Here is a 23,656-nt window from a genome sequence, read left to right as displayed (position 1 = left end):
AACCCTAATAGGCAGGGAACAAAATGGCCGAAATGGGTGTTAAACATGTAGTATATTGCCAACTTCCCGCGTATAGAAAGGTACCTTCAGTGGAGCCTCCCAGTCGATGTCCCCGCCACCTTATAGGCGGTGGGGAGTAACTCATGTTATCGGCTATTTTGATGATCCTGGCAGGCTTTGTGGTCATCGGCATCATCATCGTCGCGAACGCTTACTTCGTGGCGCAAGAGTTTTCATTCATGTCTGTGGACCGCACCCAATTGCGGTCCATGGCCGCTGAAGGTGATAAATCCGCCCAGCGCGCACTCGACATCACCAAGCGCACCTCCTTCATGCTTTCCGGTGCGCAGCTCGGCATTACCATTACCGGCCTGCTCATTGGTTATGTGGCAGAGCCCCTAGTGGGCCAGGGCCTTGGCGTGCTGCTCGGCGGCGTAGGCATTCCCACCGGCGTATCCGTGGCTATCGGCACCATCGCGGCGCTGTTTATTTCCACCATCGCCACGATGCTCTTTGCGGAGCTTTTCCCTAAGAACTATACCATCGCCGCGCCCATGAAAACGGCGCTGCGCTTGGCCGCGTCCACGCAGTGGTATCTGCGCATTTTCGGCTGGCTCATCCGCTTTTTCGAGTACTCTTCCAACGCGATTTTGAAGCTATTTCGCATCGAGCCGGTAGAAGACGTCGATTCTTCCGCAACAGCCGATGACCTCGAATCCATCGTCGATTCCTCGCACGAAACCGGCGTTTTGGATGAGGATACTTATATGGTCTTGGACCGTTTGCTCGACTTTCCAGAGCACGACGTCGAGCACGCCATGATCCCCCGCTCCCGCGTGGACGTGATCGACCCAGGCACCACCTTGGGCGAGGTGCGCGAATTGATGTCTGAAAACCACACGCGCTACCCCGTCATCGATGATGAGCACAATCCCATCGGCGTGGTGCATCTTTTCGATGTCTTGGGCTCCGATCTCCCCGCCGCCACTAGCGCTACTGCCATCATGCGCGAGCCCTTGGTAGTTCCGGAGCTTATGCCGCTTCCCGATGTCGTCGATGAATTGCGCGGCGAGGAACAAAAGCTGGCCTGCGTCATCGATGAGTACGGCGGATTTGTCGGCATCGTCACCATGGAGGACTTGGCCGAAGAGATCTTGGGCGATGTCACCGATGAGCACGATATCGAGGAAACCGAAGAAATCACCGAGCAGGACGAATCCCACTGGCTGGTGGATGGCGATACGCCGCTGGATGAAATCGAGCGCGCCATTGGCCACGATCTTCCGGAGGGCGATTTTGAAACCATCGCCGGCCTGCTCATCGCACATGCCGGCGCCCTGCCAGAGGTAGGCGAGGTCCACACCATCGACCTAGAGGCCGAGCCGGACGACTGGGTGGATCAGGACGAAGCACCGACTCGCTCCATTCGCATGCGCGTGGATGACGTAGACCGCCACGTGCCATCCTCCCTGGCCATCGAGCTTATTGAGGACTACGTTCATGACAGCGACGAAGAAGAGGAGGAGGCATAATGACCGATACGTGGTGGTTCAACCTCATCGTCACGCTGCTCATTATTGCGGCTTCCGGCTTCTTCGTGGTCATCGAGTTTTCCCTCATGGGCTCGCGCCGCAACCGGCTTGAAGAAAACGCGGAATCCTCTCGTACTGCCCGCGCCGGCCTGCGCTCGCTCAATGAGCTCACCATCATGCTGGCGGGCGCGCAATTGGGCATTACCGCCGCCACCTTCGTGCTCGGTGCCGTGACCAAGCCCTGGGTCCATCACCTTTTGATGGCCCCGCTGGAGGCCCTTGGCCTGCCGCTGGGCATTGCCGATGTCGCCAGCTTCATCCTCGCCCTGTTCATCGTCACCTTCCTGCACTTGGTGCTGGGTGAAATGGCACCCAAGTCTTGGGCCATTGCGCACCCAGAATCCGCCCTGCAGGTCATCGCCATCCCCGCCCGTGGGTTCGTGTGGGTCTTCCGTCCGCTGTTGAAGTGGATTAACACGATGGCCAATAAATTGGTGGCCATGACGGGTGAGAGACCGGTCGATCGCGCCGGTGCTGCCGGCTACGATGCCGAGACGCTGCGCACCTTGGTCGAGCACTCCCGCGAGACCGGCGCGCTTGACGATAATTCCGCCAATCAGATTTCCGATGTCATCGAGCTCGAGAACTCCACGGTAGGCGCCATGGCGCGCGCCCACGGCTCAGAGGTAGTGCCGCTGCCTTCCGATGCCACGGTGGAACAGCTCCAAGAGCTCGTCCTGCGCAAAAACATTATGCGCGTGCTCGTCTTCCCCAAGGATTCCCGCGTGCCCCGCGTGGTGCACGTGCGCGATACCCTCTTGGCCAATCCCGATACCCCAGTCCTCGAGTTTTCCCGCGACCCGATTTCCGTCTCTTCTGCTACCACCGTGCAAAAGACTCTCGATCACATGCGCTCCCGCAATGAGCAGCTCGTGGTCGTAGGCAAAGCGGACAAAGACAAGGCCGTGTGGATCCTTACCTGGGATGACATCATGGGCCAGCTGTGGCCGCAGATTACCGAGCAGCTGGACAAGGTCACCCCTCCCCCTGCGGTATAGCGTCCTCACCGAAACCAACCAGTCCCGTTGGTTTCGGCACCTAATAGTTTTATAAACAAAATTCAAAAGATAAACAAGCGTACACAAGCACGGTGTTTTACACTTGGGCTATGACCCACCGGAAGAATCCGTTTACCGCCACGCTTGGAGCCACGCCTCCCTACCTAGCTGGCCGTAAAGACTCCATTGAGGAGTTCGCTTATGCCTTGGACGATGGCCCCGGATCCCATGAACGTATTTCTCTCGTCCTGGGTCCACGCGGTATCGGCAAGACGGTGTTGCTCAATGCTTTCGAAGACACCGCGTCAGATCGCGGTTGGCGCATCCTTAATGACACGGCATCTGCCGGTTTTGCAGAGCGGCTCCGAGCTGAAATTATTAATACCCTTCAACTCAACCGCACAGCGCTAAAAGGTTTCAACCTGCACCTTTTTCAATTAGGCATCGGGATGGAATGGGATCCAAGGACATTATCCGCGGAATCTTATCCCTTAAGAAGGGCTTTAAAAGACCTTCTCCATGCGCAGCGCGAACTCGACCGGATTTCCCACGGCGAGCCCACCGGGGTGCTCATTACGTTGGATGAAATGCACCACCAGCGCAGTGATGAGGTCATCGATTTTGGCGCTACCATCCAGCACCTCGTGCGAGAAGGGGAAAATATTGCTGTAGTCATGGCAGGGATCCCTTCCTCGATTAAACCGCTTTTAGCCAGCCAGGATGACTCTAATCCTGTCACTTTTCTCCGCCGTGCGAACCGTATTGAATTGGACCGAGTGGCGGATACGGACGTCCGGAAGGCACTCAAGGCTCCCGTAGAAGAAACAGAGGTTAATTGGGACAAGGACGCGCTGAATTCTGCCGTATCCGCTTGCCAGGGATACCCCTTTATGATTCAGCTCGTCGGCCTATGGGCTTTCCGCCACCGAACAGACAATACGATTTCGGTGGACGCTGCGCAGGAAGGCATTTCCAAAGCACGACGAAAGCTAGGGCAGCTAGTCCATGAGCCCGCCCTAGCGGAGCTTTCCCCCATCGATCGGACATTCCTGCTCCATATGGCGCAAGACAATGGCCCCTCATCCATGAGTGATATCACGGCCCGCCTAGGAAAAAGCTCGCAATATGCATCCAATTACCGCCGCCGCTTGCTTGACTCGGAATTAATCGAGATACCAGCCAGTGGCCAAGTAGACTTTGCCCTGCCCTACCTTCGAGATTATTTGCGCGAGCATGCCGCTAGCTTGGTAATCGATTCGTACTAATCGAGCTCAGTCGCGCAACCCACCCATAGCGCGGGTGTGGATAACTTAAGCTCGTGGCGCCACTCGAGCACCACGGTTCACACTTAGTGAAGATTCAACGAGAACTCCACAGCCTCGCGCGCATTCGGGTAGCAGGCATCGTGCGCCTCATATGTGCTCGGGGTCATGAGCAAAGCACTAACTAATATTCCTTCCATCCGGCACAACCATCCCACCTTCGGCCGCGACCTCGATAACGGCACCTACCTCAAGCTCGCACCCCGCATCGCGGTACACCGCGACCATTACCACGGTTTGAGCCTATCCTCCCAGCTGCGCCTGCGCGCCATCGCCGCCGCCCGCAGCGCTTATACCGCGGTGCTCATCTCTAAGTCCGCCGCCCGCGTCCACGGGCTATGGGTGCTTGCCTCCGCGGAAGAAAAGGTGGAAATGGCCCTTCCCCATAACTCTTTGCCAAATAAGGACCGGCGCCATCCAGAACGCATGTACCGCAAAACGAAATTACCCGAACCGATGCTGGTGCATGGCTCCCGCACCGTTTCGCCAGCCCGAGCTGTGATCGATATCGCCCGATTCCACGGTTTTCGCGAAGGCCTCATTGCCGCCGACTCTGCCTTGCGGGCAGGGATAACGAAGAAGAAACTCAGGCAGGAGTTCGCGCGGATGGGCAGGGTGCGCAATAGCGCGGTCGTCCGGGACGTGATCCACCACAGCTGCGCCGCCTCCCCGTCTCCCCTTGCTTCCTTTGCCCGCGCCCTGCTCATCCAGGCGGATTTTCCGTGGCCAATGTTTTTCGAGGTTCAGTACACTGCCCTTCCCGGCATTACCGCGGAGTTGTGTATCAATAAGACCTACATCATCGACATCACTGAACCGAACGATGACCATACGGCCGGGGCTTCTTCCACAGCGGTCGGGAGGCCAGACGACGCCGCGGCCACCACGATGCCAACGAAGCCGCGGGACCAAACCGGCCAATCCCACGAAAAGCGCCTGCACGATGCGGGTTTTACCGTCATACGATTTTCCCCGCGCCAGTTAGTACAGCACCCGGGACGCTTCATCTCTGAGGTCACTGCCACTATCTCTGCGCGCCAGAACGCGGTACGCACCCAGCGATCCTGCCACTAAGTTATTGCCGGTGCCGCCCGAGCTATCAACAGATTCGCGGAATGGTCATTTACAAATGAAACGGCCACCGAGAGAGGGAATCTCGGTGGCCGCTAAAATCCCCTTGCTTTAAGCAAGGAAGTCTAAAGGATTTATGCAGTTGTGGCCCTGCGTGCCGCCTCGCGCTTAGCGCGGACTTTTTCTACGACCGCGGCAATGCGGGCGCGTTCTTCTAAGAATTGCGGCGGATTATGCCCGCGCATGGAGCGCACATATGCCGGGTGCGTATCGAGCACGGTGTGCTTCCACGCCTGCACGGCGATAAGCGCTGATTCCCCGGTGCACTTATACAGGTGCGGCAGGGAGACCATGTCGAGGTTGCGGGCGACGGCATCGGTTTGCGCCAGCACGTATTCCACGACCTCGCGGAGGTAATCTGCTACCGCCTGTGTGCGCTGGCGCAGCGCCTCTGCCAGTTCGTGCACGACGATGGGCTTGGCAATGGGATAGCGCTCATCCAATAGGCGCGGGGTGAGCTGCTCCGGCTCCTCCGCATCATTCGCGCCGGAGGGAGCGGCAGAAATGGTTCCCGAACGCACGCCGGACACTAGCGCTTGGCGAAGCCCAATTAGCTCACCCACGCAGCGCCCCGAGTCCACGCGGGCATCGTCGACGATATCGCCGAGTTCTGCCAGGCAATCCATGGATAGTTCCTCATCCCAATCCTCGATTGCTTCAATAAGGTGCTCGAGGTATTCCGCGACTTCGTCGCCGATATTATAAATCTCCTGGGTGAGCTCGCGGTGACGCAGCTCGGCGGCGATCTTCTGCATAGGCTTCGAGCCACTCCTTCCGCGGTTTTCATTTTCTAACCTCTAGTAGAGGTTGAGGTTTTCGGCGACGACTCATGACTCTATGCCAGATCGCCCACCGCGAGAGCGCGACACTCCGAAGCGTTTCACAGGTTTATGGCAGGTTCGCGCTTGCGCCATTGTGACCTGCAAGAAGGAAAACACCCGGGGAATAAAATCCCCGGGTGTACCCGTTTGGGCTCTTTCTAGCGCTTGTAAATGTGCTCAATAGCGCTGGCATAGCGTTGGGCCACCACGTTGCGCTTGACCTTCATCGTTGGGGTGAGCTCATTTTCATCCTCAGTAAGGTCGCTTTCTAGGATGTAGAACTTCTTGATGCCCTCCGCGTGGGAGACCGTGGAGTTCACCTTGTTGACGGCGTCTTGCACCTCGGCGCGCAGGGTGGCGTCGGTAGCGATATCGCTCATGGAGCGGTTTTCTGGGATATTGTGGTCCAATTTCCACCGCTTGAGAATATCCGGGTCCAAGGTGATTAGCGCTCCCACGAACGGCTTGCCATCGCCTACGACCATGGCCTGCGAAATCAGGGGGTGGCCGCGCAGAATATCCTCCATCGGGCCAGGCGATACATTCTTGCCGCCCGCGGTGACAATCAAGTCCTTCTTGCGGCCGGTGATGGTGAGCTTGCCATCATCGTCGATTTCCCCCAAGTCACCGGTGTTGTACCAGCCATCCTCGAAGGCTTCCTCCGTGGCCTCGGGGTTATTCCAATACCCTTGGAAGACCATGCCACCCTTGATACAGACTTCGCCGTCATCGTTAATACGCATGGTCACCCCGCCCAGCGGCGGTCCGACGGTACCAATGGATTGGTCCAAGTAGTCCACGGCCGCGGCCGCAGCGGTCTCGGTCAGGCCATAGCCTTCATAAACGGGAACTCCGATGCCGCGGAACCAATGCAATAAATCGTGGCCCATCGCGGAGCCACCGGTAATGCAGTACCGAACATTGCCACCCACGCCCTGGCGGATGGTGGAATAGACCAGCTTGTCAAAAAGCTTGTGCTTAATTTTCAGCAGGCGGTCTGGGCCTTCCGGCGTATCGAGCGCCTTGGAGTACTCGATGGCAATCTTTTCGGACTGCTCAAAAAGGAAGCTCTTGATGCCAGAATCCGCTGCCTTTGAGGCCGCAGAGTTGCGGACCTTTTCAAATACGCGCGGCACGCCCAAAATCACGTTGGGGCGAGAGCGGGCGAACTCGATGGAGATGGTGGAAAAATCGGACCAGTGATTCTGCGAAGCACCGCGAATAGCCACGGCAATCGATACGGCACGGGAAAAAACGTGGGCCAAGGGCAAAAATGTCAGGGTATGGCTACCCGGCACGGCGAATACGCCGATGGGATTGGTGGTCAGCGCCCTAGCTTCCGAGAGCCAATTCCGGTGCGTCAGGATGCAACCCTTCGGCCGACCGGTGGTGCCGGAGGTATAAACCAAGGAGGCAAGATCATCGGTATTGGTGGCGGCAATGCGAGCAGACACCTCGTCGGTGCCAACGCTGCGGCCTTCGAATTTCAAGGTATCGATGGCGGAGGAGTTAATCTCCAATACGCGCCGCAGCCGCGACGGCGAGCCTTTTAGGTTTGGTTCCCCGTCGTCTTGTAGGACCAGGTTTTCTACCAATTCGGAGTGCTCGCGGGTTTCGGTAATCGCAAGTACCGCCCCGGAATCCTCGATAATCCAACGCACCTGGGAGGCAGAGGAGGAAGGATAGACCGGAACCGATGCCGCGCCGGCTGCCCAAATGGCGTAGTCCAGCAGGGACCATTCGTAACGGGTAGCAGAAATGAGGGCAATGCGATCGCCCTGCTTCACGCCTAGCGCGATTAAGCCTTGAGCTACTTCAAAGACCTCATCAATAAATTCTTTTCCGGTGACATTAACCCACTCGTAATTAGCTGGGCGCGTAAACATCACGCCGTGCGGGCGCTTCTTCGCGGTATCCATCAGGGCGGTGAGGCAGGTTTCCCCCGGCTCAATGGTAAATTCCGCCGGAGTGTGCACTTGTTGCAGGGTCACGCGATGTCCTTTCGCACAGCTAATAATAATCTGTGCCTACTGTACCAACCGGATGGCGAATCAACGCGTTTCACCCACGATCGAAGTGGTAATTATTCAGGGCTTATAGCATCAGAGCGGTCCATTTATTGGAGTAATCCACCAATTTGCCCTAGGGCCACAGGCTACCGATTAGCGCAACGATGAGAACCAACGCAATCATGGACCACAGCGTGAGCGAGACCCGGGATTTAGGCAGAGAGCGTTTGCGGCGAACGGGCTGGGAGGTGCCGACAACCGGCGTAGTTGCGGCGCGCTCATCTTTTTTGCGCTCTGGATCCCACAGGCCTTCGCAGGGATCTACCGGCTGGATCCTATCCGAGCTGGCGCCGGGTACGTCGCCGCTCGCTGCGTTATCGCCCGTGCCCTCCGAATGTTGATCAGCCATGGTCTTTTACTGTAGTGCCGCGATTGCGAAACTGGGAAATTAGGCCGGCGCTGCGGTCTACGGCCCACATCAGGCACCAGGCCAGCCCAATCATGATGGGAACCGCGATGATTACCACGATGATCATCTGTACCCACACGGGCGCCTGCACCAAGAACTGCGAAAATGCGCTGCTCACGTCAGTCAACCACTCCATGAGTTCTTATAGTACTGCCCCACGGTAATCTGGCAGGTATGTCGAGCGCACAGATACCCGTCACCAATGCCACCCCATCTGGACGTATCACCGGCTTTAGCCGCGATGGCCTCTCCTACTTTCATTCGCTGCGCTTTTGCGAGATTCCTGGCCGCTTCGCCCCAGCGCGGCCGCTGGAAAAACCCCTCGACCAGGATGCACGCACACCGCAACCGGATGAGGTAGCACTCAGCATCACCGCCCCCGACAACGCTGCGGATTGCCCCGTGGTGGTCTATATCCACGGGGGAAGCTTTGAAGGCGGCTCGCATGAGGACGAGCGGGTGCCAGGCACGGTGACGGCCCGCAAGGGCATCATCCAAGTCCGGGTGGGCTACCGCGTGGGCCTGGCCGGTTTTGCTCGCTTTGCTGACGATGAAGCGGACCGCTACCGCGGCATCGATGACTGCGTGCTGGCTTTGGAGTGGTTACAGGACAATATCGAATCCTTTGGCGGGGATAAAACGAATATCACCCTGGTAGGCCAATCCGCCGGTGCGGCGATTAGCCTGTGGCTTGCCCGGCGCGATCACTACCGCGGTGCTTTTCGGCGCGTCCTCGCCCTATCGCCTGCCTACCCCCGCGATACCTTTGAGCACCGCGTGGCGGGATTGCACAGGTGCCTGTCGGTACCCATCGAGCCCAATGCCCTGGAATCGCTGTCGCCCGAGGCACTAGAAAAGGGCTATAAAAAGTTTCGCAAGAAGCACCGCTATGACTTGGCCCTCGGCCCGGCACCAATGCAGGCATCTGAATTGGCGGATATCCCCATCGTGGTGAGCTCCACCCGGGATGAGTTTTACGATCTTCCAGCCGGCAAGCGCATCGATAATATGGCCCTGGGCAAGTTTATTTGTAACTACCTTTCCCAGCGCTTCGGCTTCCCACACGGGCGCTACACGCAATGGCGCCAGCTCGCGCAGTACGTGGACCCGGACCGCCTCATGGGCCGGATGATAGGCGATTCCCTCGTTCGCCGCTGGACGGCGCAGGTAGCCTCCGGCGCTCCGGGGCCTACCTGGATGATGGAGTTTACGAGGAAGCTTAAGCCGGCGCTGCACTGCGATGAGCTCTACCCGCTCTTCGGCACCGACTGCGAGCTAAATGAGTGGCTCTGCCACTTCGCCACCACAGGGGAGGCGGGTTTCCCCCGCTATGGCAGCGACCACCGCGTGCTCGAATTTGATTTGGATACCGGGGACCGGCGCATTGCCTATGCCACCCTGGATTACGTGGCCGCGGCGTTTTATGAGGAAGACTAACTGCTGCTGTGCCTACGCCTGAAGCGCCGTGCGCAAGTCAGCTTCCGCCAGTTCCTCGCACATCCACGGGCTAAATACCGCCGGCACGGCATCGGCTGCGGCGATGAGGCGGGTTGGCTCGACCCATTCCCAGGAGTCGACCTCGTCCGGGTTCGGCTGCCACTGCGCCTGGGAATCGAGCTCTATGCAGTAGACGGGGCAGATTTCATTTTCCACCAGGCCGGAGGAGTCTACCGCGCGGTAGGAAAAGGTGGGCAGCACCTCGCGCAGGTTGGACAGCGCGTCTGCCGGAATCCCTAACTCGAATTCGGCGCGGCGAATGACGGCATCGGCAGTCGGCTCCCCCGGGCCAGGATGCCCGCAGAAGGAATTGGTCCACACGCCGGGCCAGGTTTGTTTGCTCAGCGCCCGACGGGTGATGAGTACTTTTCCTTGGCAGGTAACCCACGCGGAAAAGGCAAAGTGCAAGGCAGTGTCGGTGGTATGCACCTCGGATTTGAGGGCAGTACCAATGGCTTTTCCATCAGCACCCGCCAGGACTACCCGTTCCGTCATAGGTTCAGATCCCCCACCCACGTGACGTTTCCAATGTGTAGGCGGGCATTCCAGAGGTTGCCCGGTGCGACATCGTAACGATATTGCAGGTTAACCGCGGCACCCGCGCCCAGCGGGTGATCGAGGCCCGGGGGTTCCACGCCAGGCGCGGAGTTCTCGTCAAACGGCAGAGCTTTTACCTTAGACCAACCGCCATTTCCGTCGGCGCGCTCGAGGACGGGGTCGTCGAAAGCATCGGTGGGCAGGGCCATTTCGTTTTCGTTCTTGAGCAAAATGGTCACCACGGAACCGCCGGAATTACTATCCGTATAAACCCCCTGCAGCTCCCAGCTGACGCCGAGGCCGACATCTTTCACCGGGCTCGCCAGGTTGGAAGTAACTTCCTTATCGTCGGTGTCTTCCGCTTGATAAGGCGCTTCTTCCGAGCTGGAGACGGTGATATTGTCCCCCAACCCGGTCTCTTCCGGCTGGAGAATGCTGCATCCGGCCAGGGTCACGGCGAGAAGGCTGACCACGCCTGCGCCTAAAGTGTGAGAAATTTTCACCGTGGATGGATCCTTTGCACGCGAAGATAACTTTATTTCTGCACAGATACTTTAGCCGAAAGCCCGCCCAAGGTATGCATCTGGGCTGCGCGCCGTGGCTTGTGGCATACTGAACTGTCTCTTTAAGGTACTCTCCCTCCACGCGTCTTTGAATTGAGCATCCCCCATGAAATCTCTCGTACGCATTACCCGCAGCGCTTCTGCCCTGTGGCCTTATTATCTCGGCGTCTTGCTCGCAGCGACGGTCACTGCCGTCCTTGCGTTGATTTCACCCTTCCTTACCAGGGAAGCCACCGACATTATCGTTGAGGCGCTACAAACAAATGAGCCGCTTGGCGATGCCCTCCGTGCCGTCCTTTTCCTAGCCCTCGCCCTTTTCCTGGCCGATGCCGCCAATGCTTTATTCCGGAATGTCGGCAGCTATATCGGCGATGTCATGGTCTCGCGCTTGCGACAAATTTTATCCAATCGCTACTTTGCCAAGCTCTTGGCGCTGCCGCAGGGTTATTACGATAATCAGGTCACCGGCACGATCATTGCCCGGCTGGATCGCTCCATCGCGAATATCACGCAGTTTATCCAGTCCTTTGCCAATAACTTTTTCACGATGATCATCCAGACCATCGCGGTATTAGCCATTACCGCTTGGTATTACTGGCCGCTGACCATTTTATTGGCGCTGCTTTTCCCCATTTATATGTGGCTAACCGCGCTGACTTCGAAGCGCTGGCAAAAATTTGAGGCCATTAAAAACGAAAACATCGACCAAGCCAATGGTCGCTTTGCTGAGGTCATAGGCCAGGTCAAGGTCACCAAATCCTTCGTCGCAGAATCCCGCGAGCTGAACCATTTTGCCCAGCGCTATGACACCGTGGTCGATACCACGCGGCCGCAGTCGCGCTGGTGGCACATGATGGATACCTTCCGTGGCATCGCCATGGCAGTAATCTTTTTAGGCATCTATGCGGTCATCTTTTGGCGCACCCTTGAAGGCCACTTCTCCATCGGCGATATGGTCATGCTCTTGCAGATGGTCACCATGGCAAAGCAGCCCGTATTCATGATGAGCTGGATGATCGATACGGCCCAGCGCGCTATCGCCGGCTCACGCGACTACTTCAAGGTCATGGAAGAAGACCTAGAGCCCACCGCCTCACGCGAGCTGGTCGCCGCCATCACGGATTCCGGCACCCCCGATCTGAACCTCACCCCTATTACCCCATTGGAGCCCACGCCCGGCGCGCCGGTCTTCGCCTTTGATGATGTCTCCTTTGCCTATGAAGAAGGAAAGCCCGTCGTTACAAACATCTCCTTTAGCGCACACGAGGGCCAGAAGGTCGCACTCGTGGGTGAATCGGGCGGCGGTAAATCCACCCTGGTCAACCTGCTGCTGGGCCTGTATCACCCCTCGGCCGGCCACCTCGATGTGCTGGGCCACCGCGTCGATGACCTCACTGCGTCTCGCTTGCGCGCCTCTGTTGGCGTGGTTTTCCAAGAGTCTTACCTCTTTTCGGGCACCATCCGCGACAATATTGCCTATGGCAAGCCTGGGGCCACGGAGGAAGAAATCATAGGCGTCGCCAAGCGCGCCAATGCCCATGACTTCATTGAGGCCTTCCCGGATGGTTATGACACGGTAATCGGTGAGCGCGGGCTAAAACTTTCCGGCGGGCAGAAACAACGCGTTTCCGTTGCGCGCGCCATGCTGAAAGATGCCCCTATCTTAGTGCTCGATGAGGCCACCTCCGCGCTTGATACCAAGGCCGAACGCGCCGTCCAAGCAGGCCTGGATGAGCTGATGAAGGACCGGACCACGCTGATTATCGCGCACCGCCTATCCACCATCGCGGATGTCGATACCATCATCACCCTCGAGGCAGGGCGGATCGATGAAATGGGCTCGCCCGCCGAACTCGCGCAATCCGGCGGCATTTATGCCGAGCTGCTCAAACTCACCCAATCCAGCTCCGCCGCGGACCGCCGCCGGCTGAAAAAGTACGGCTTTGTCACCGGCACCAACTCCCACAGCCAGCACGGCGAAGAAAGTGAATAAATCCACTGGGACTGCTGCGCTTAAAGCGTTAAGCTTGTGTGCATGCAGTTTCCTAGCCTAGAAGAGTTGCAAGCCCGCGGTACCCGCAAGTGGACAGTCTTTGATGAGGACATCCTCCCGCTGTGGATCGCGGAGTCCGATTTCCCCACCGCCCCCGCCGTCAAAAAGGCGCTGCAGGTGATGGTGGATAATGAAACCTTCGGCTATACCCCCTCCCCCAAGGCCTCGGGGCTGCGCGAGGCAGTCGCCGATTTCTATGCGGAGCGCTACGACTGGCGCCCCAATGCCGATCACATCTTCTGGATAGGCGATGTCGTCCGCGGCCTCTTGCTCGGCGTGCAGTACTTTACCCGCGATGATTCCCCCGTCATCGTGCCCGTACCTTCCTACCCACCGCTGCTCGAACTCCCCCGCACGGCGGGGCGCGAGAAGATCGAAACCAGCCTCGAGCTAGATGAAATCGAGCAAGCCTTCAAAGACGGCGCCGGTTCGATTCTCTTGGCCAACCCCTATAATCCGCACGGCCACGTCTTGTCGGAAGACTACCTCCGCGGGTTGGTGGAGTTGGCGGAGAAATACGATGCCCGCATCTTGGCCGATGAGATCCATGCCCCGCTGGTTTATGAAGGAAAGCATATTCCGGTGGCATCGCTAAGCGAGGAAGCAGCGCAGCGCACCATTACGGTCACCGCCACCTCCAAGGCCTTTAATACCGCGGGCCTCAAGTGCGCGCAGATTATCTTTTCCAATGCCGCCGATGCCCAGAAGTGGAACGGGCTTACCGGCGTGGCCAAAGACGGCACCGGCACCTTGGGCGTGCTTGCCGCCGAGGCCGCCTACCGCCACGGCGGGGGCTTCTTGGACGAGGAAATCGAGTACCTGCGCGAGACCCGCGACTGGCTGGTAGAAGAATTGCCACAGCGCATCCCTGGACTGAAGACTACGCAGCCCCAAGCCACCTACCTGTTGTGGCTGGACTTTTCCGATACCGCCATCGCCGGCAATCCCCAGCCTGCCAAGTGGCTGCGCGAAAACGCCCGCGTGGCCCTCAACGAGGGCGATACCTTTGGTACCGGCGGCCCAGGCCATGCCCGGTTGAACTTCGCCACTTCCCGCGAAATCTTGAGCGAGGCACTCGACCGCATGGAAAAGGCCTTCGCCGAGCTCGACTAGTTCCCAGCCACCCTTTCTCCTCGCCCCATCGCACACGCGATGGGGCATTTATTGTATTTTCACCATGCTTTGATTTCTCAACAGGTGGGCAGTAATATCTCATTACATGAATAGCCCCTATAGGGCTACAGAATTCACATTCCTGGTCGCGCCCTCGCCACCTCGGCTCTCGGCGCGGCTGATGGTTTTAGTACGCAATGTTAAGGAGCCAGGATGGCTACCACCACTGCCTCAGGCACCCCCAAGAGCAAGGCCACCGTTGTCATTGCCTCGCTCATGCTCTTTTCGATGTTCTTCGGCGCCGGCAACCTCATTTTCCCACCGATGGTGGGCGTTTCCGCCGGCACCAACTTCTGGCCCGCCGTGCTGGGCTTCCTCGCCGCCGGCGTGCTCTTGCCCGTCCTGGCCATTATCGCGGTCGCGATTTCCGGCCGTTCCGTCCGTGACTTAGGCGCAAATGGCGGCGCGATCTTCGGCGTCGTCTTTTCCGCCCTGTCCTATCTTTCTATCGGTGCTTTCTACGCGCTCCCGCGTACCGGCGCGGTATCCATGGAAACGGCGATTACTCCCCTGTTGGGCTGGGAAGGCACCATGGCCAGCGGTGCATTCAATACCGTCTTCTTCCTTATCGCGCTGGGCCTGGCGTGGAAACCCAATTCCATCATCGATACCCTGGGCAAATTCCTCACCCCGGCCCTGGTTGCGCTGCTGGTCGTCCTCATTACTTTGGCGGCGCTGAATCACCCGCGCGATCCCCAGATGCCCACCGAAGATTACGTCTCTTCCCCCATGGTCACCGGCCTTTTCGAGGGCTATAACACCATGGACGCCATCGCTGGCTTGGCCTTTTCCATCGTCATCGTGGGTTCCCTGCGCTCTAAGGGCTTTAAAACCCAAAAATCCCTGGTGAAGGGCACCATTACCGCAGCGCTGGTCGCCGGTATCCTGCTTGCCGCCATCTACCTGGGCCTTGCCTGGGTGGGCCAGACCTTGCCCGATGGCCAGTCTTATGAATCCGGTGCGCCGCTGCTTGCCGAGGCCGCCAATCTCACCATGGGCACCTTCGGCCAGGCCCTCTTCTCCGCCATCGTCGTCCTCGCCTGCCTGACCACCGCGGTGGGCCTTATCACCGCCACCTCCGCGTTCTTCGAGATGCTGGTGCCGAAGACGAATTACCACTTGTGGGCCTGCATCTTTACCGCGATGTCCATCCTCTTCGCCTTCCAAGGCCTCGACACTGTGCTGTCCATCGCGGTGCCGTTTATCACCTTCCTGTACCCACCGGCTATCTCCCTTATCCTGCTCACGCTTATCCAGCCGGCGGTAAAGAGGTCCGTCGTGTTCTACTGGACCTACCGCCTTGCCCTGTGGGTATCGGTCATCTGGTCCGCCCTGACCGTCAATTCCGCGCAGGGTTGGGGCACCGCCGCCCTGGCTCCCATCTTGTCGCTGGCGCCGGGCCAAGCGGTGGATCTCGGCTGGATTGCACCTACCGTCATCGCGGCAATCATTGGCCTGATTGTGGATATCTCCACCAAGGCTGGCGAGAAGCACTCCAACTCCGTGACCGCGGCGGCCGATGCTGACGGCGATGCCGTCGTTGACTCGCCGCTCGATGCAGCGGCATCGCCAAAGAGCTAAGCTCTCTCCTTCCACTCCCCGCCGCGGGCCCGCATTCCTCGGGTTCCGCGGCGGGTTTCTGTCTGCGGTTCAACTCAGCTTGGGTCGCCGGGATGCGCATGGTCGCGTGAAAAAGGACGGAATAGCCCCGCCCCGCGTACCGTTGCACTATAGGTACTATCCCCGCGAGAAAAAGGATTATTTTCCCATGACTGATCACGCGCCACTTTCCGTATTGGACTTTTGCACCATCTATGACGGTGAAACCCCTGCCCAATCCATTAACCGGTCGGTGGAATTAGCCCAAGAAGCCGAAAAACTGGGGTATTCCCGCATGTGGTACACCGAGCACCACAATATGAAGTCCATTATGTCCTCCGCGCCCGCCGTCCTCATCGCACACATCGGCGCTAAGACGGAACGCATCCGGTTGGGCTCTGGCGGCGTGATGCTGCCCAACCACTCGCCGTACGTCATCGCCGAACAGTTCGGCACCTTGGAGGAGATGTACCCGGACCGCATTGACCTAGGCGTCGGCCGTGCCCCCGGCACGGACTTGAATACCTTGGGCCGTGCGCTGCGCCGCGATGGGCAGTCCGCCGAGCGCTTCCCAGAAGACGTCAAAGAGCTCAATGCGTACCTCGAGGGCAAGGCCTATATCCCCGGGGTCAGCGCGATTCCCGGCGCTAATACGAACGTTCCTATCTATATTCTAGGTTCGTCCATGTTCGGCGCTTCGCTCGCGGCAAAACTCGGCCTCCCCTATGCCTTTGCCTCCCACTTCGCCCCGCAGCACCTCGAGGAAGCAACCACCTACTACCGGGAAAACTTCCAGCCTTCCGAGCGGTTTAGCGAGCCCTACGTCATCGCCGGAGTAAACGTCACCGCCGCCGATACTATGCAAGAGGCAGAAGCCGAGTACGAGCGCGTGTGCTTCAACCGCGTGAAGTCTTTCGCCGGCCGCGGCAAGTACTTGACCGACCAGCAGGTAGAGCAGATCATCGAGTCCTACCAAGGCCAGCAAATCCTGGACATGCTGCGCTACTCCGCGGTCGGTACCACCAAGGAAGTCACCGAATACTTGGAGAAGTTCCAAGAGCACGCCAAGGCCGATGAGCTGATGATTTCCCTGCAGTCCAGCTCGCACGAAAACGTCATCAAGAACATGCACGTGCTTGCTGAGGGCTGGCAGCTCGATCCAGCCAACGTGGCGGGCACCCCGCGCTAAACCCCGCCTCGCTGAGCTACACAGCGCCGCGTTGGGTCGCCCTCGGCCTCAACGCTGGCCGCGCAGCGCCACCGAATCCGCCGCAAAACAACCCGCTGAAATTGCCCTAATTAATGGCACTATATGCCTCCCCCCGAATGGTTTTAGGGCGTTTATGTGTTGAGTAACACACAAGTTATTCTTCATCTATGAAAATTTTGCGTGCGCGCTCAGCGCTGGGCTGTCTCGCGATGGTGACAGCGCTGGGCACGATAACAGCTTGTTCAGCGGGCCATACGGCGGTGGTCGATACCTCCGGCGATAACGCCGCCCTAACGGTGGCATCTAGTTCGGGGGCCACCTCGCTCGACTTCACCACCACGAGTGGGGCCGCCGCGCCCTCGGTGCTGATGGATAACATCTATGAGACCCTGGTGCGCATAGATGAAGACGGCTCCATCACCCCGGGCTTAGCCAAGGACTGGGACATCAGTGAAGATTCGAAGACCTATACTTTCCACCTGCGCGATGACGTGACTTTTTCCAATGGCGATGCCTTTACCGCGCAGACCGCCGCCTTTTCCATTAATTACGTCAAAAATGACTGGGCCAACGGCATTTCCTCCGCCATGGACCCAGTCGAAAGCGCCACCGCGGTAGATGACCACACCCTCAAGGTGCGGCTGGACAAGCCATCGAACCGCTGGCTGTGGTCCATGGGCACCACCATCGGTGCGATGATGTCACCTAAGGGTATGGACGACCTCGCAGCCCAACCTATCGGCACCGGCCCCTATGAGGTGGCGGGATTTTCCCCCTCGGAATTCGTCTCCTTGCACAAGCGCGAGGATTATTGGGGCACGCCCTCTGCGCACGATGTCACGGTGCGCTACTTCCCCGATGCCATTTCCTCGGTCACCGCGCTGCGTTCTGGCGGCGTGGACGTCGTCTGGGGCGTGGGCAACCCCGAAATCCTCGATTCCCTAGATGATTCCATCGACACCAACGTTGGCACCACCAATGGTGAGGTCTTGCTATCGATGAATAATGACCGCGCCCCCTTCGACGATCCGCGGGTGCGCCAGGCCGTTTCTTACGCCGTCGACCGTCAAGCGGCCAATGACATCGTGTGGTCCGGCATGGCCACCGATACCGGCGGCGCGCCCATGGCGCCCACCGATCCTTGGTTCGAGGGCAAGAACTATTACGACTTCAACCCGGATAAGGCCCGCTCGCTGCTTGCCGATGCCGGCGCTGAGGGTACCCCACTCACCATCACCGTGCCCACGCTTTATTACGCGCAGGCCATCTCTGAGTTGCTGTACTCGCAGCTTTCCGATGTCGGCTTCGACGTCACCCTCGAAAGCGCCGAGTTCCCCGCCGTGTGGCTGGCCCAGGTTCACGGTGCCAAGGACTACCAAATGTCGATTATCTCCCACGTGGAGGCCCGCGATATCCCGGCGCTTTTTGGCAACCCGGATTACTACCTGAATTACGATTCCGCCCGCACGCGCGAGCTGCTCGATAAGGCCGATACCGCAGCACCTGAAGACTATCCCCACCGCATGACGCAGGTCGTGGACCAGATCATGGCCGATGCCGGCGCGCTGACCGTAATGAATATGCCGAATGTCGTTCTAACGCGCCACGGCATCAGCGGCTTGCACACCGATCAGGTCACCGACGCGATCGTGTTGCGCGATCTCACCGACGACAAGGAGGACCAATGAGTAGTTCTCGGGCACAGGCCATAATCCGGCCGCTGCTACGCTTCGTTCTCACGCTTTTTATCGCCTCCCTCATCATCTTCGCGATCATGCGCGCCGTGCCCGGCAACCCGGCGCGCGTCGCGTTGGGGGTTAATGCCACTGAGGACGCCATCGCCGAGCTCAGCGCAGATCTTGGCCTCGACCGGCCGCTCATCGCGCAATACGGCGAGTGGATGAAGGGCCTTGCCACCGGCGATTTTGGCAAGTCACTGTCCTCGCAACAGGACATCACCCCGCTGGTTGTGGACCGCCTGCAGGTCACGCTCATCCTCATCGTCCTGGCCATGGCCTTGGCGCTGGCCTGCGCGATTCCCATCGGCATGTGGCTGGCGCATAACCGCAATTCGCGGGTTGCCGGCCTGGTTTCCGCGGGAACGCAGTTGGGCATCGCCGTGCCAAGCTTCTTGGTCGGCATCATCTTGGTGGCCATCTTTGCAGTCCACCTGGGCTGGCTGCCGGCCAATGGTTGGGTTCCGCCGAATCGCGGCGTGGGCGATTTCCTGCGCCACCTCATCCTGCCGGTCATCGCCTTGGCCCTGGTCCAGGGTGCAATGCTCACGCGCTATATGCGCTCCTCGGTGCTCGACGTTATGGACCAGGACTATATCCGTACCGCGCGCGCCCTGGGCGATTCCCCGCGGGAGGCCCTGCACCGCCACGGGCTGCGCAATGCCGCGCTGCCGGTGCTGACGGTGTCTGGCCTGCAATTGACCTCGATGGTGGTAGGCGCCGTGGTCATTGAATCCGTCTTCGTCATTCCCGGCGTGGGTTCCATGCTGCTTGATGCGGTCTCCGTGCGCGATCTGACCACGGTGCAGACCCTCGTCATGCTGCTGGTCACCTTCGCGCTGGCAGTAAACATGCTTACCGATGTCGCCTACCGCCTCATCGACCCCCGAATCAAGGCAGGTGACGCGCGATGAAAATGCGTTTTTCTGGTTGGCTAGGCGCCGTGCTCGTCGGCACGGTCGTCGTAATCGCCCTCGTATCGCTGGTGTGGACGCCGTACGATCCCACCCTCGCGCAACCGGGTAGCCGGCTGTCTGGCCCCACCGCGGATCACATCCTGGGCACGGATCGCTTCGGGCGCGATACCGCCTCGCGCATCATGACGGGCGCGAAAATCACGGTCTTCGTGGGCCTTATCGCCGTCGGCATCGCAGGGCTTATCGGCATCCCGCTGGGGATTCTCGCGGGCATGCGCCGCGGCACCTGGGTAGAAGCGGTGGTCATGCGCGGCGCCGACGTCGTCATCGCCTTCCCCGCGCTCTTGCTCGCCATTATCGCCGGCGCGGTCTGGGGCCCATCTACGCTCACGGCCATGATCGCCATCGGTATTTCCGGCATCCCGTCCTTTGCCCGCGTGGCGCGTTCAGGCACGCTGCAGGTGGTCACGCAGGACTATATCGCCTCCGCCCGCATCTCCGCCGTGCCGGGATGGAAGGTGGCGGTGCGCCATGTCCTCCCGAATATCGCGGGCCTTATCATCGTCCAGGCGTCGGTGTATTTTGCCCTCGCCATCCTCGCGGAGGCGGGCCTGTCCTACCTCGGTTTGGGCACCCCTCCCCCGGCCGCCTCGTGGGGCCGCATGCTGCAGGATTCCCAATCGCTGCTGAGCACAGATCCCCTCCAGGCCCTCTGGCCAGGCCTTGCCATCGCCGCCACGGTCTTGGGCTTTAACCTGCTTGGCGATGCCCTCCGTGACGCCCTCGACCCCCGCATGAAAGGAGCCACGCGATGAGCCTTTTAAGCGTGCGCGATCTCAGCCTCAGCGCCTCCGAATCCTCCCTCGTCGGCCCTATTAGCTTCGAGCTCGAGGCGGGCGAAAAGCTCGGCATCATAGGCGAATCCGGCTCCGGTAAATCACTGACCGCGCTGTCCATCATGGGCCTGCTGCCCACGGGGATTTCCGCTACCGGCGAGGTCACCGTGGCCGATCATCAGATCATCGGCGCGCGGGATTCCGCCATCCGCCCGCTGCGCGGCAAGACCATGGCCATGGTCTTCCAAGAACCCATGAGCGCGCTGGATCCCCTAATGCGCATTAGCGCCCAGCTCACCCATGCCGGTGCGCGCGATATCGCCGCGGCCCTAGAAGAGGTCGACCTCGACGCCGCTCTCGCCTCCCGCTTTCCCCACCAGCTATCCGGCGGGCAGCGCCAGCGCGTGCTCCTCGCCATGGCCATGGCGGGAAGCCCCGACTTGCTCATCTGCGACGAGCCCACCACCGCCCTCGATGCCACCACGCAGGACGGGGTCCTCCGCGTCATCGAGCGCGTGACCGAGCAACGCGGCACCGCCCTGCTTTTTATCACCCACGACCTCAACGTCATCCAGCGCATGTGCCCGCGGGTGCTGGTCATGCGCGATGGCGAAATCGTGGAAGAAGGCCGCACCGAGCGGGTGCTCACTCAGCCGCGCCACGCCTATACCCAAGAGCTGGTCTCGGCCTCGCAGCCGACGGACTTCGCCCTCACCCCGGCGGGTGAGGGGAAGGATGTGGTGGTGCTAGAGGGCATCAGCAAGCAGCATGGCTCCCAAGCCGCACTGGCGGGGATCGATCTCCGCGTGCGCCGCGGCGAGCGGCTCGGTATCGTCGGCGGCTCCGGTTCCGGCAAGACCAGCCTGCTGAAGATTGTGGCGGAGCTGGATGCCCCGACCTCTGGAACCAGCACCGTGGATGGGCGCGTGCAGATGGTCTTCCAAGACCCGCAAGGTTCTCTGAACCCGCGGCTGAAGATCTGGAAATCCATCGCCGAAGCCATTCCCGGGCGCCTGTCCAAGGCCGAGCAGCGCGAGCGCGCCGCCGCAGCACTGGAAGAAGTGGGCATTTCCGGCAAGGCGCTCGACCGCTATCCCCACGAGTTTTCCGGCGGGCAACGCCAACGCATCTCCATTGCCCGCGCCTTGTGCGGCGAACCGGATATCCTGCTTGCCGATGAAGCCGTCTCCGCCCTCGACATGTCCGTGCAAGCCCAGGTGCTGGAACTGCTCGCCCGCCTCATCGAGGACCGTGGGCTAACCCTGTTATTTGTCACCCACGATCTCTCCGTGGTGCGCGGGCTCTGCGATAGGGTCGCCGTGCTGAACCGCGGCGAGCTGGTCGAGCACGGCCCCACCGAGCGCGTGTGGTCGAAGCCCAAGAGCGACTACACCCGTCGGCTCATCGCCGCCGCTGGGCAATAAAATCCCGCGGCGTAGGGTGGTTGCGGTAAACATTTCTAGCGAAAGGAGTCCCGCAGGCTCGTGAGCACCGACCACCCTATCCCGCAACGCCCCAGCACCACCCAACTGCTGACCGCCTTTAATACCGCCTCCGTGCGCTGGCCCGGTGCCCTGCGCACGGCCTTGGCGCTGCTGATTCCCGGCGCGTTCGCCATGCTCACCGGCCACGACTACGCCATCCTGCTGCTGGCCACCGGTGCCTTCGCCGTGATTTTCGGCGAAGGCCACCCCTTTCGCACCCGGCCCCGCGTCATCCTCACCGCTGGCTTAGCCCTGACCACCGTGGCGACCGTGGGTGTGCTGGTCGGCCACCTCATTTTCGTCCCCGGGCACGGGCACTGGTGGCTGTTGCTCGCCGGTCTTTATTCCCTCCTGCTCGCCGCGCTCTGCGGCTTTACCCAAAACGCGCTGCGCCTGCCGCCGCCGGGCGCCTTCTTCCTCGTCTTGGTCGGCGGCGGTTCGGTGATGTTGGCGCGGACGGATACGAGCGTTAGCCAACTGTTCCTGTGGTCCCTGACCGGTGTGCTGGCCAGCCTGCTTTTGGGCATGTCGCCCGCGCTCATTGATGTGCACGGCCCCGAACGCCGCGCCGTCGCCGCTTTGGAAAAGGCCACCGCCGCGTTTGTCTCCGGCGAGGATGATTCCCTCGCCCGCCACCACCAGGCCCAAACGGCGTTGTCGACGGCCTGGCAAGCGCTTGCCGATTCCGGCATCATCCGCGGCGGCCGCATCATCAATACCGCCGCCGCAGGCTTAGTGGATCGCACCTTGCAGGCCCAAGGGCGCATCGTCGCGCATAACCGCGCGCTGGATCTGGGATCCTCTTCGGACCTGCTCACTGATCACGCCACCGATGTGGATCCGCACCGCACCGCCATCCCGCACACCCGCCCCACCGGCCGCTACCGCATCTACCGCGCCGCGGTGCGGGACTCGCATGCCATGGTGACCACGCAAAAGATCGTGGTCTCCGCCGCCATTACCACGGTAGTCAGCCTGTCTTTAGGTTTTGACCGCCCGGACTGGGGCGTGGTCTCCGCCTTCCTCATGTTGCAGTGGGGACCGGACCACGTCGCCGGTACCGTCCGCGGCATCCACCGCATGCTCGGCTCCATCGTCGGCGTCGTGCTGTTTTCTATCTTCCACTACTTCGGCGTGTCCGGGTGGAGCCTGCTGCTAGCCCTCGCCGCCTGCCAATTCTGCGCGGAGATTTTCGTGGCCAAGAACTATGCCATCTGCGTCATCTTCTCCACCCCGCTCGCGCTGCTGATGGGCAATTCCGCGCAGCGCCCCCTCTGGCCCACCATCCAGGCGCGCATCAGCGAGGTCCTCATCTCCATCATCGTGGCCACCATCGTGCTGTGGTTCTGGCAGCGCTCCGCGCCCATCCGCAACCAGCACCGCCTGCAAACCCGCGCCATGGAATCCATGTCCACCCTGCTCGGGCTGCTGTTTATCAATACTCCCGAAGAGGTCCTTGCCAGCCGCCGCGATCTGCAATACGAGCTGCTATCCGAGCGCCGCGCCATGCAATCCCTCGCCGCCGATAGCCCCGCCACCGCCCGCGAATTGTGGCAGCGGCACATCGCTATCCAGCACGCGGGCTATTTCTTGCTCGACTATTGCTCCACGCACCCGTTCAGGATGGCGAGCAGGGAGGAACTAGATGGCATCGTCAAGCAGATTCACGCCGCGCATGCCCAACAGCGCTAGCTTGTGAATTACGTCGC

20 protein-coding genes are annotated in these 23,656 nt (G+C 60.1%); 14 read left to right on the top strand and 6 right to left on the bottom strand.

All coding sequences use genetic code 11. The annotated features are described in order from the left end of the window. Positions 1–143: 143 nt before the first annotated feature. The 4 genes from ABRP64_RS02615 (at position 144) to ABRP64_RS02600 (ending at position 4,986) form a co-directional block, all read left to right on the top strand. Positions 144–1,532 (top strand): hemolysin family protein, encoded by a 1,389-nt coding sequence (locus ABRP64_RS02615; RefSeq protein WP_284782343.1) that lies wholly within the window; start codon positions 144–146, stop codon positions 1,530–1,532. Beyond that, entirely contained in the window at positions 1,532–2,590 is a 1,059-nt protein-coding gene (locus ABRP64_RS02610) for a CNNM domain-containing protein (protein ID WP_284784812.1), read from the top strand. The genes ABRP64_RS02615 and ABRP64_RS02610 overlap by 1 nt, the downstream gene beginning before the upstream one ends. A gap of 110 nt (positions 2,591–2,700) precedes the next feature. Then, complete coding sequence (locus tag ABRP64_RS02605) at positions 2,701–3,855, top strand: DUF8462 domain-containing protein (protein ID WP_349865318.1); 1,155 nt, start codon at positions 2,701–2,703, stop codon at positions 3,853–3,855. A 165-nt stretch (positions 3,856–4,020) separates the two neighbouring features. Further along, positions 4,021–4,986 carry a hypothetical protein gene (locus ABRP64_RS02600; RefSeq protein WP_284784806.1) on the top strand — a complete coding sequence of 322 codons (966 nt, stop codon included), beginning with the start codon at positions 4,021–4,023 and terminating at the stop codon, positions 4,984–4,986. 131 nt (positions 4,987–5,117) lie between these two features. On the opposite strand, the gene ABRP64_RS02595 is transcribed toward ABRP64_RS02600, so the two are convergent. The 4 genes from ABRP64_RS02595 to ABRP64_RS02580 form a co-directional block, all read right to left on the bottom strand. Then, the gene (locus ABRP64_RS02595) at positions 5,118–5,798 is read right to left on the bottom strand and encodes a hypothetical protein (protein ID WP_005284226.1); all 681 of its coding nucleotides are present in this window, start codon (positions 5,796–5,798) and stop codon (positions 5,118–5,120) included. A gap of 224 nt (positions 5,799–6,022) precedes the next feature. Continuing rightward, positions 6,023–7,855, bottom strand: coding sequence for an AMP-dependent synthetase/ligase (locus ABRP64_RS02590; protein ID WP_296087275.1), 1,833 nt, complete (start codon positions 7,853–7,855; stop codon positions 6,023–6,025). A 151-nt stretch (positions 7,856–8,006) separates the two neighbouring features. After that, positions 8,007–8,282, bottom strand: coding sequence for a hypothetical protein (locus ABRP64_RS02585; RefSeq protein WP_349865316.1), 276 nt, complete (start codon positions 8,280–8,282; stop codon positions 8,007–8,009). Next, positions 8,275–8,478 carry a hypothetical protein gene (locus ABRP64_RS02580; RefSeq protein ID WP_349865314.1) on the bottom strand — a complete coding sequence of 68 codons (204 nt, stop codon included), beginning with the start codon at positions 8,476–8,478 and terminating at the stop codon, positions 8,275–8,277. The genes ABRP64_RS02585 and ABRP64_RS02580 overlap by 8 nt, the downstream gene beginning before the upstream one ends. 38 nt (positions 8,479–8,516) lie before the next feature. Here ABRP64_RS02580 and ABRP64_RS02575 point away from each other — a divergent pair, with 38 nt between their 5' ends. Continuing rightward, a complete protein-coding gene (locus ABRP64_RS02575; protein ID WP_349865312.1) occupies positions 8,517–9,779 on the top strand; it encodes a carboxylesterase family protein in 1,263 nt (420 codons plus the stop codon). 12 nt (positions 9,780–9,791) lie between these two features. Here the strand turns inward: ABRP64_RS02575 and idi are convergent, their stop codons facing one another. Then, positions 9,792–10,334, bottom strand: a complete 543-nt coding sequence (gene idi / locus ABRP64_RS02570) for an isopentenyl-diphosphate Delta-isomerase (protein ID WP_349865310.1) — start codon at positions 10,332–10,334, stop codon at positions 9,792–9,794. Then, positions 10,331–10,879, bottom strand: coding sequence for a hypothetical protein (locus ABRP64_RS02565; protein WP_284770258.1), 549 nt, complete (start codon positions 10,877–10,879; stop codon positions 10,331–10,333). Before ABRP64_RS02565 ends, idi begins: the two co-directional genes overlap by 4 nt. Positions 10,880–11,045: 166 nt before the next feature. Between ABRP64_RS02565 and ABRP64_RS02560 the strand changes: the two genes are divergently transcribed. From ABRP64_RS02560 to ABRP64_RS02520, 9 genes are all read left to right on the top strand, one after another. Then, positions 11,046–12,932 carry an ABC transporter ATP-binding protein gene (locus ABRP64_RS02560; RefSeq protein WP_349865308.1) on the top strand — a complete coding sequence of 629 codons (1,887 nt, stop codon included), beginning with the start codon at positions 11,046–11,048 and terminating at the stop codon, positions 12,930–12,932. A gap of 42 nt (positions 12,933–12,974) precedes the next feature. Beyond that, positions 12,975–14,105: a MalY/PatB family protein gene (locus tag ABRP64_RS02555; protein ID WP_349865306.1), complete on the top strand. Its 1,131-nt coding sequence runs from the start codon at positions 12,975–12,977 to the stop codon at positions 14,103–14,105. 213 nt (positions 14,106–14,318) lie between these two features. After that, the gene (gene brnQ, locus ABRP64_RS02550) at positions 14,319–15,746 is read left to right on the top strand and encodes a branched-chain amino acid transport system II carrier protein (protein WP_349865304.1); all 1,428 of its coding nucleotides are present in this window, start codon (positions 14,319–14,321) and stop codon (positions 15,744–15,746) included. A 187-nt stretch (positions 15,747–15,933) separates the two neighbouring features. Then, complete coding sequence (locus tag ABRP64_RS02545) at positions 15,934–16,953, top strand: LLM class flavin-dependent oxidoreductase (RefSeq protein ID WP_349865302.1); 1,020 nt, start codon at positions 15,934–15,936, stop codon at positions 16,951–16,953. Between the two features lie 188 nt (positions 16,954–17,141). After that, complete coding sequence (locus ABRP64_RS02540) at positions 17,142–18,662, top strand: ABC transporter substrate-binding protein (protein ID WP_349865301.1); 1,521 nt, start codon at positions 17,142–17,144, stop codon at positions 18,660–18,662. Continuing rightward, positions 18,659–19,624 (top strand): ABC transporter permease, encoded by a 966-nt coding sequence (locus ABRP64_RS02535; RefSeq protein WP_296087255.1) that lies wholly within the window; start codon positions 18,659–18,661, stop codon positions 19,622–19,624. Before ABRP64_RS02540 ends, ABRP64_RS02535 begins: the two co-directional genes overlap by 4 nt. Beyond that, positions 19,621–20,442, top strand: coding sequence for an ABC transporter permease (locus tag ABRP64_RS02530; RefSeq protein ID WP_296087253.1), 822 nt, complete (start codon positions 19,621–19,623; stop codon positions 20,440–20,442). The genes ABRP64_RS02535 and ABRP64_RS02530 overlap by 4 nt, the downstream gene beginning before the upstream one ends. Next, the gene (locus tag ABRP64_RS02525) at positions 20,439–21,887 is read left to right on the top strand and encodes an ATP-binding cassette domain-containing protein (protein WP_349865299.1); all 1,449 of its coding nucleotides are present in this window, start codon (positions 20,439–20,441) and stop codon (positions 21,885–21,887) included. The genes ABRP64_RS02530 and ABRP64_RS02525 overlap by 4 nt, the downstream gene beginning before the upstream one ends. Before the next feature lie 60 nt (positions 21,888–21,947). Next, positions 21,948–23,639 (top strand): FUSC family protein, encoded by a 1,692-nt coding sequence (locus ABRP64_RS02520; protein ID WP_296087248.1) that lies wholly within the window; start codon positions 21,948–21,950, stop codon positions 23,637–23,639. The last annotated feature ends 17 nt before the right edge of the window (positions 23,640–23,656 follow it).

Origin of the sequence: Corynebacterium sp. KPL4015, from assembly GCF_040225725.1 — a bacterium.
Classification (GTDB): Bacteria; Actinomycetota; Actinomycetes; order Mycobacteriales; family Mycobacteriaceae; genus Corynebacterium; species Corynebacterium rhinophilum.
Note: the sequence above shows the minus strand (reverse complement) of the source record. Positions and strands in the feature narration are given on the sequence as shown.

What these genes read in the sequence shown, in the direction of transcription:
- ABRP64_RS02615 (WP_284782343.1), top strand. Translation starts at nt 144, where the DNA reads ATGTTATCGGCTATTTTGATGATCCTGGCAGGCTTTGTGGTCATCGGC.
- ABRP64_RS02610 (WP_284784812.1), top strand. Translation starts at nt 1,532, where the DNA reads ATGACCGATACGTGGTGGTTCAACCTCATCGTCACGCTGCTCATTATT.
- ABRP64_RS02605 (WP_349865318.1), top strand. Translation starts at nt 2,701, where the DNA reads ATGACCCACCGGAAGAATCCGTTTACCGCCACGCTTGGAGCCACGCCT.
- ABRP64_RS02600 (WP_284784806.1), top strand. Translation starts at nt 4,021, where the DNA reads ATGAGCAAAGCACTAACTAATATTCCTTCCATCCGGCACAACCATCCC.
- ABRP64_RS02595 (WP_005284226.1), bottom strand. Translation starts at nt 5,798, where the DNA reads ATGCAGAAGATCGCCGCCGAGCTGCGTCACCGCGAGCTCACCCAGGAG.
- ABRP64_RS02585 (WP_349865316.1), bottom strand. Translation starts at nt 8,282, where the DNA reads ATGGCTGATCAACATTCGGAGGGCACGGGCGATAACGCAGCGAGCGGC.
- ABRP64_RS02580 (WP_349865314.1), bottom strand. Translation starts at nt 8,478, where the DNA reads ATGGAGTGGTTGACTGACGTGAGCAGCGCATTTTCGCAGTTCTTGGTG.
- ABRP64_RS02575 (WP_349865312.1), top strand. Translation starts at nt 8,517, where the DNA reads ATGTCGAGCGCACAGATACCCGTCACCAATGCCACCCCATCTGGACGT.
- idi (WP_349865310.1), bottom strand. Translation starts at nt 10,334, where the DNA reads ATGACGGAACGGGTAGTCCTGGCGGGTGCTGATGGAAAAGCCATTGGT.
- ABRP64_RS02560 (WP_349865308.1), top strand. Translation starts at nt 11,046, where the DNA reads ATGAAATCTCTCGTACGCATTACCCGCAGCGCTTCTGCCCTGTGGCCT.
- ABRP64_RS02555 (WP_349865306.1), top strand. Translation starts at nt 12,975, where the DNA reads ATGCAGTTTCCTAGCCTAGAAGAGTTGCAAGCCCGCGGTACCCGCAAG.
- brnQ (WP_349865304.1), top strand. Translation starts at nt 14,319, where the DNA reads ATGGCTACCACCACTGCCTCAGGCACCCCCAAGAGCAAGGCCACCGTT.
- ABRP64_RS02545 (WP_349865302.1), top strand. Translation starts at nt 15,934, where the DNA reads ATGACTGATCACGCGCCACTTTCCGTATTGGACTTTTGCACCATCTAT.
- ABRP64_RS02540 (WP_349865301.1), top strand. Translation starts at nt 17,142, where the DNA reads ATGAAAATTTTGCGTGCGCGCTCAGCGCTGGGCTGTCTCGCGATGGTG.
- ABRP64_RS02535 (WP_296087255.1), top strand. Translation starts at nt 18,659, where the DNA reads ATGAGTAGTTCTCGGGCACAGGCCATAATCCGGCCGCTGCTACGCTTC.
- ABRP64_RS02530 (WP_296087253.1), top strand. Translation starts at nt 19,621, where the DNA reads ATGAAAATGCGTTTTTCTGGTTGGCTAGGCGCCGTGCTCGTCGGCACG.
- ABRP64_RS02525 (WP_349865299.1), top strand. Translation starts at nt 20,439, where the DNA reads ATGAGCCTTTTAAGCGTGCGCGATCTCAGCCTCAGCGCCTCCGAATCC.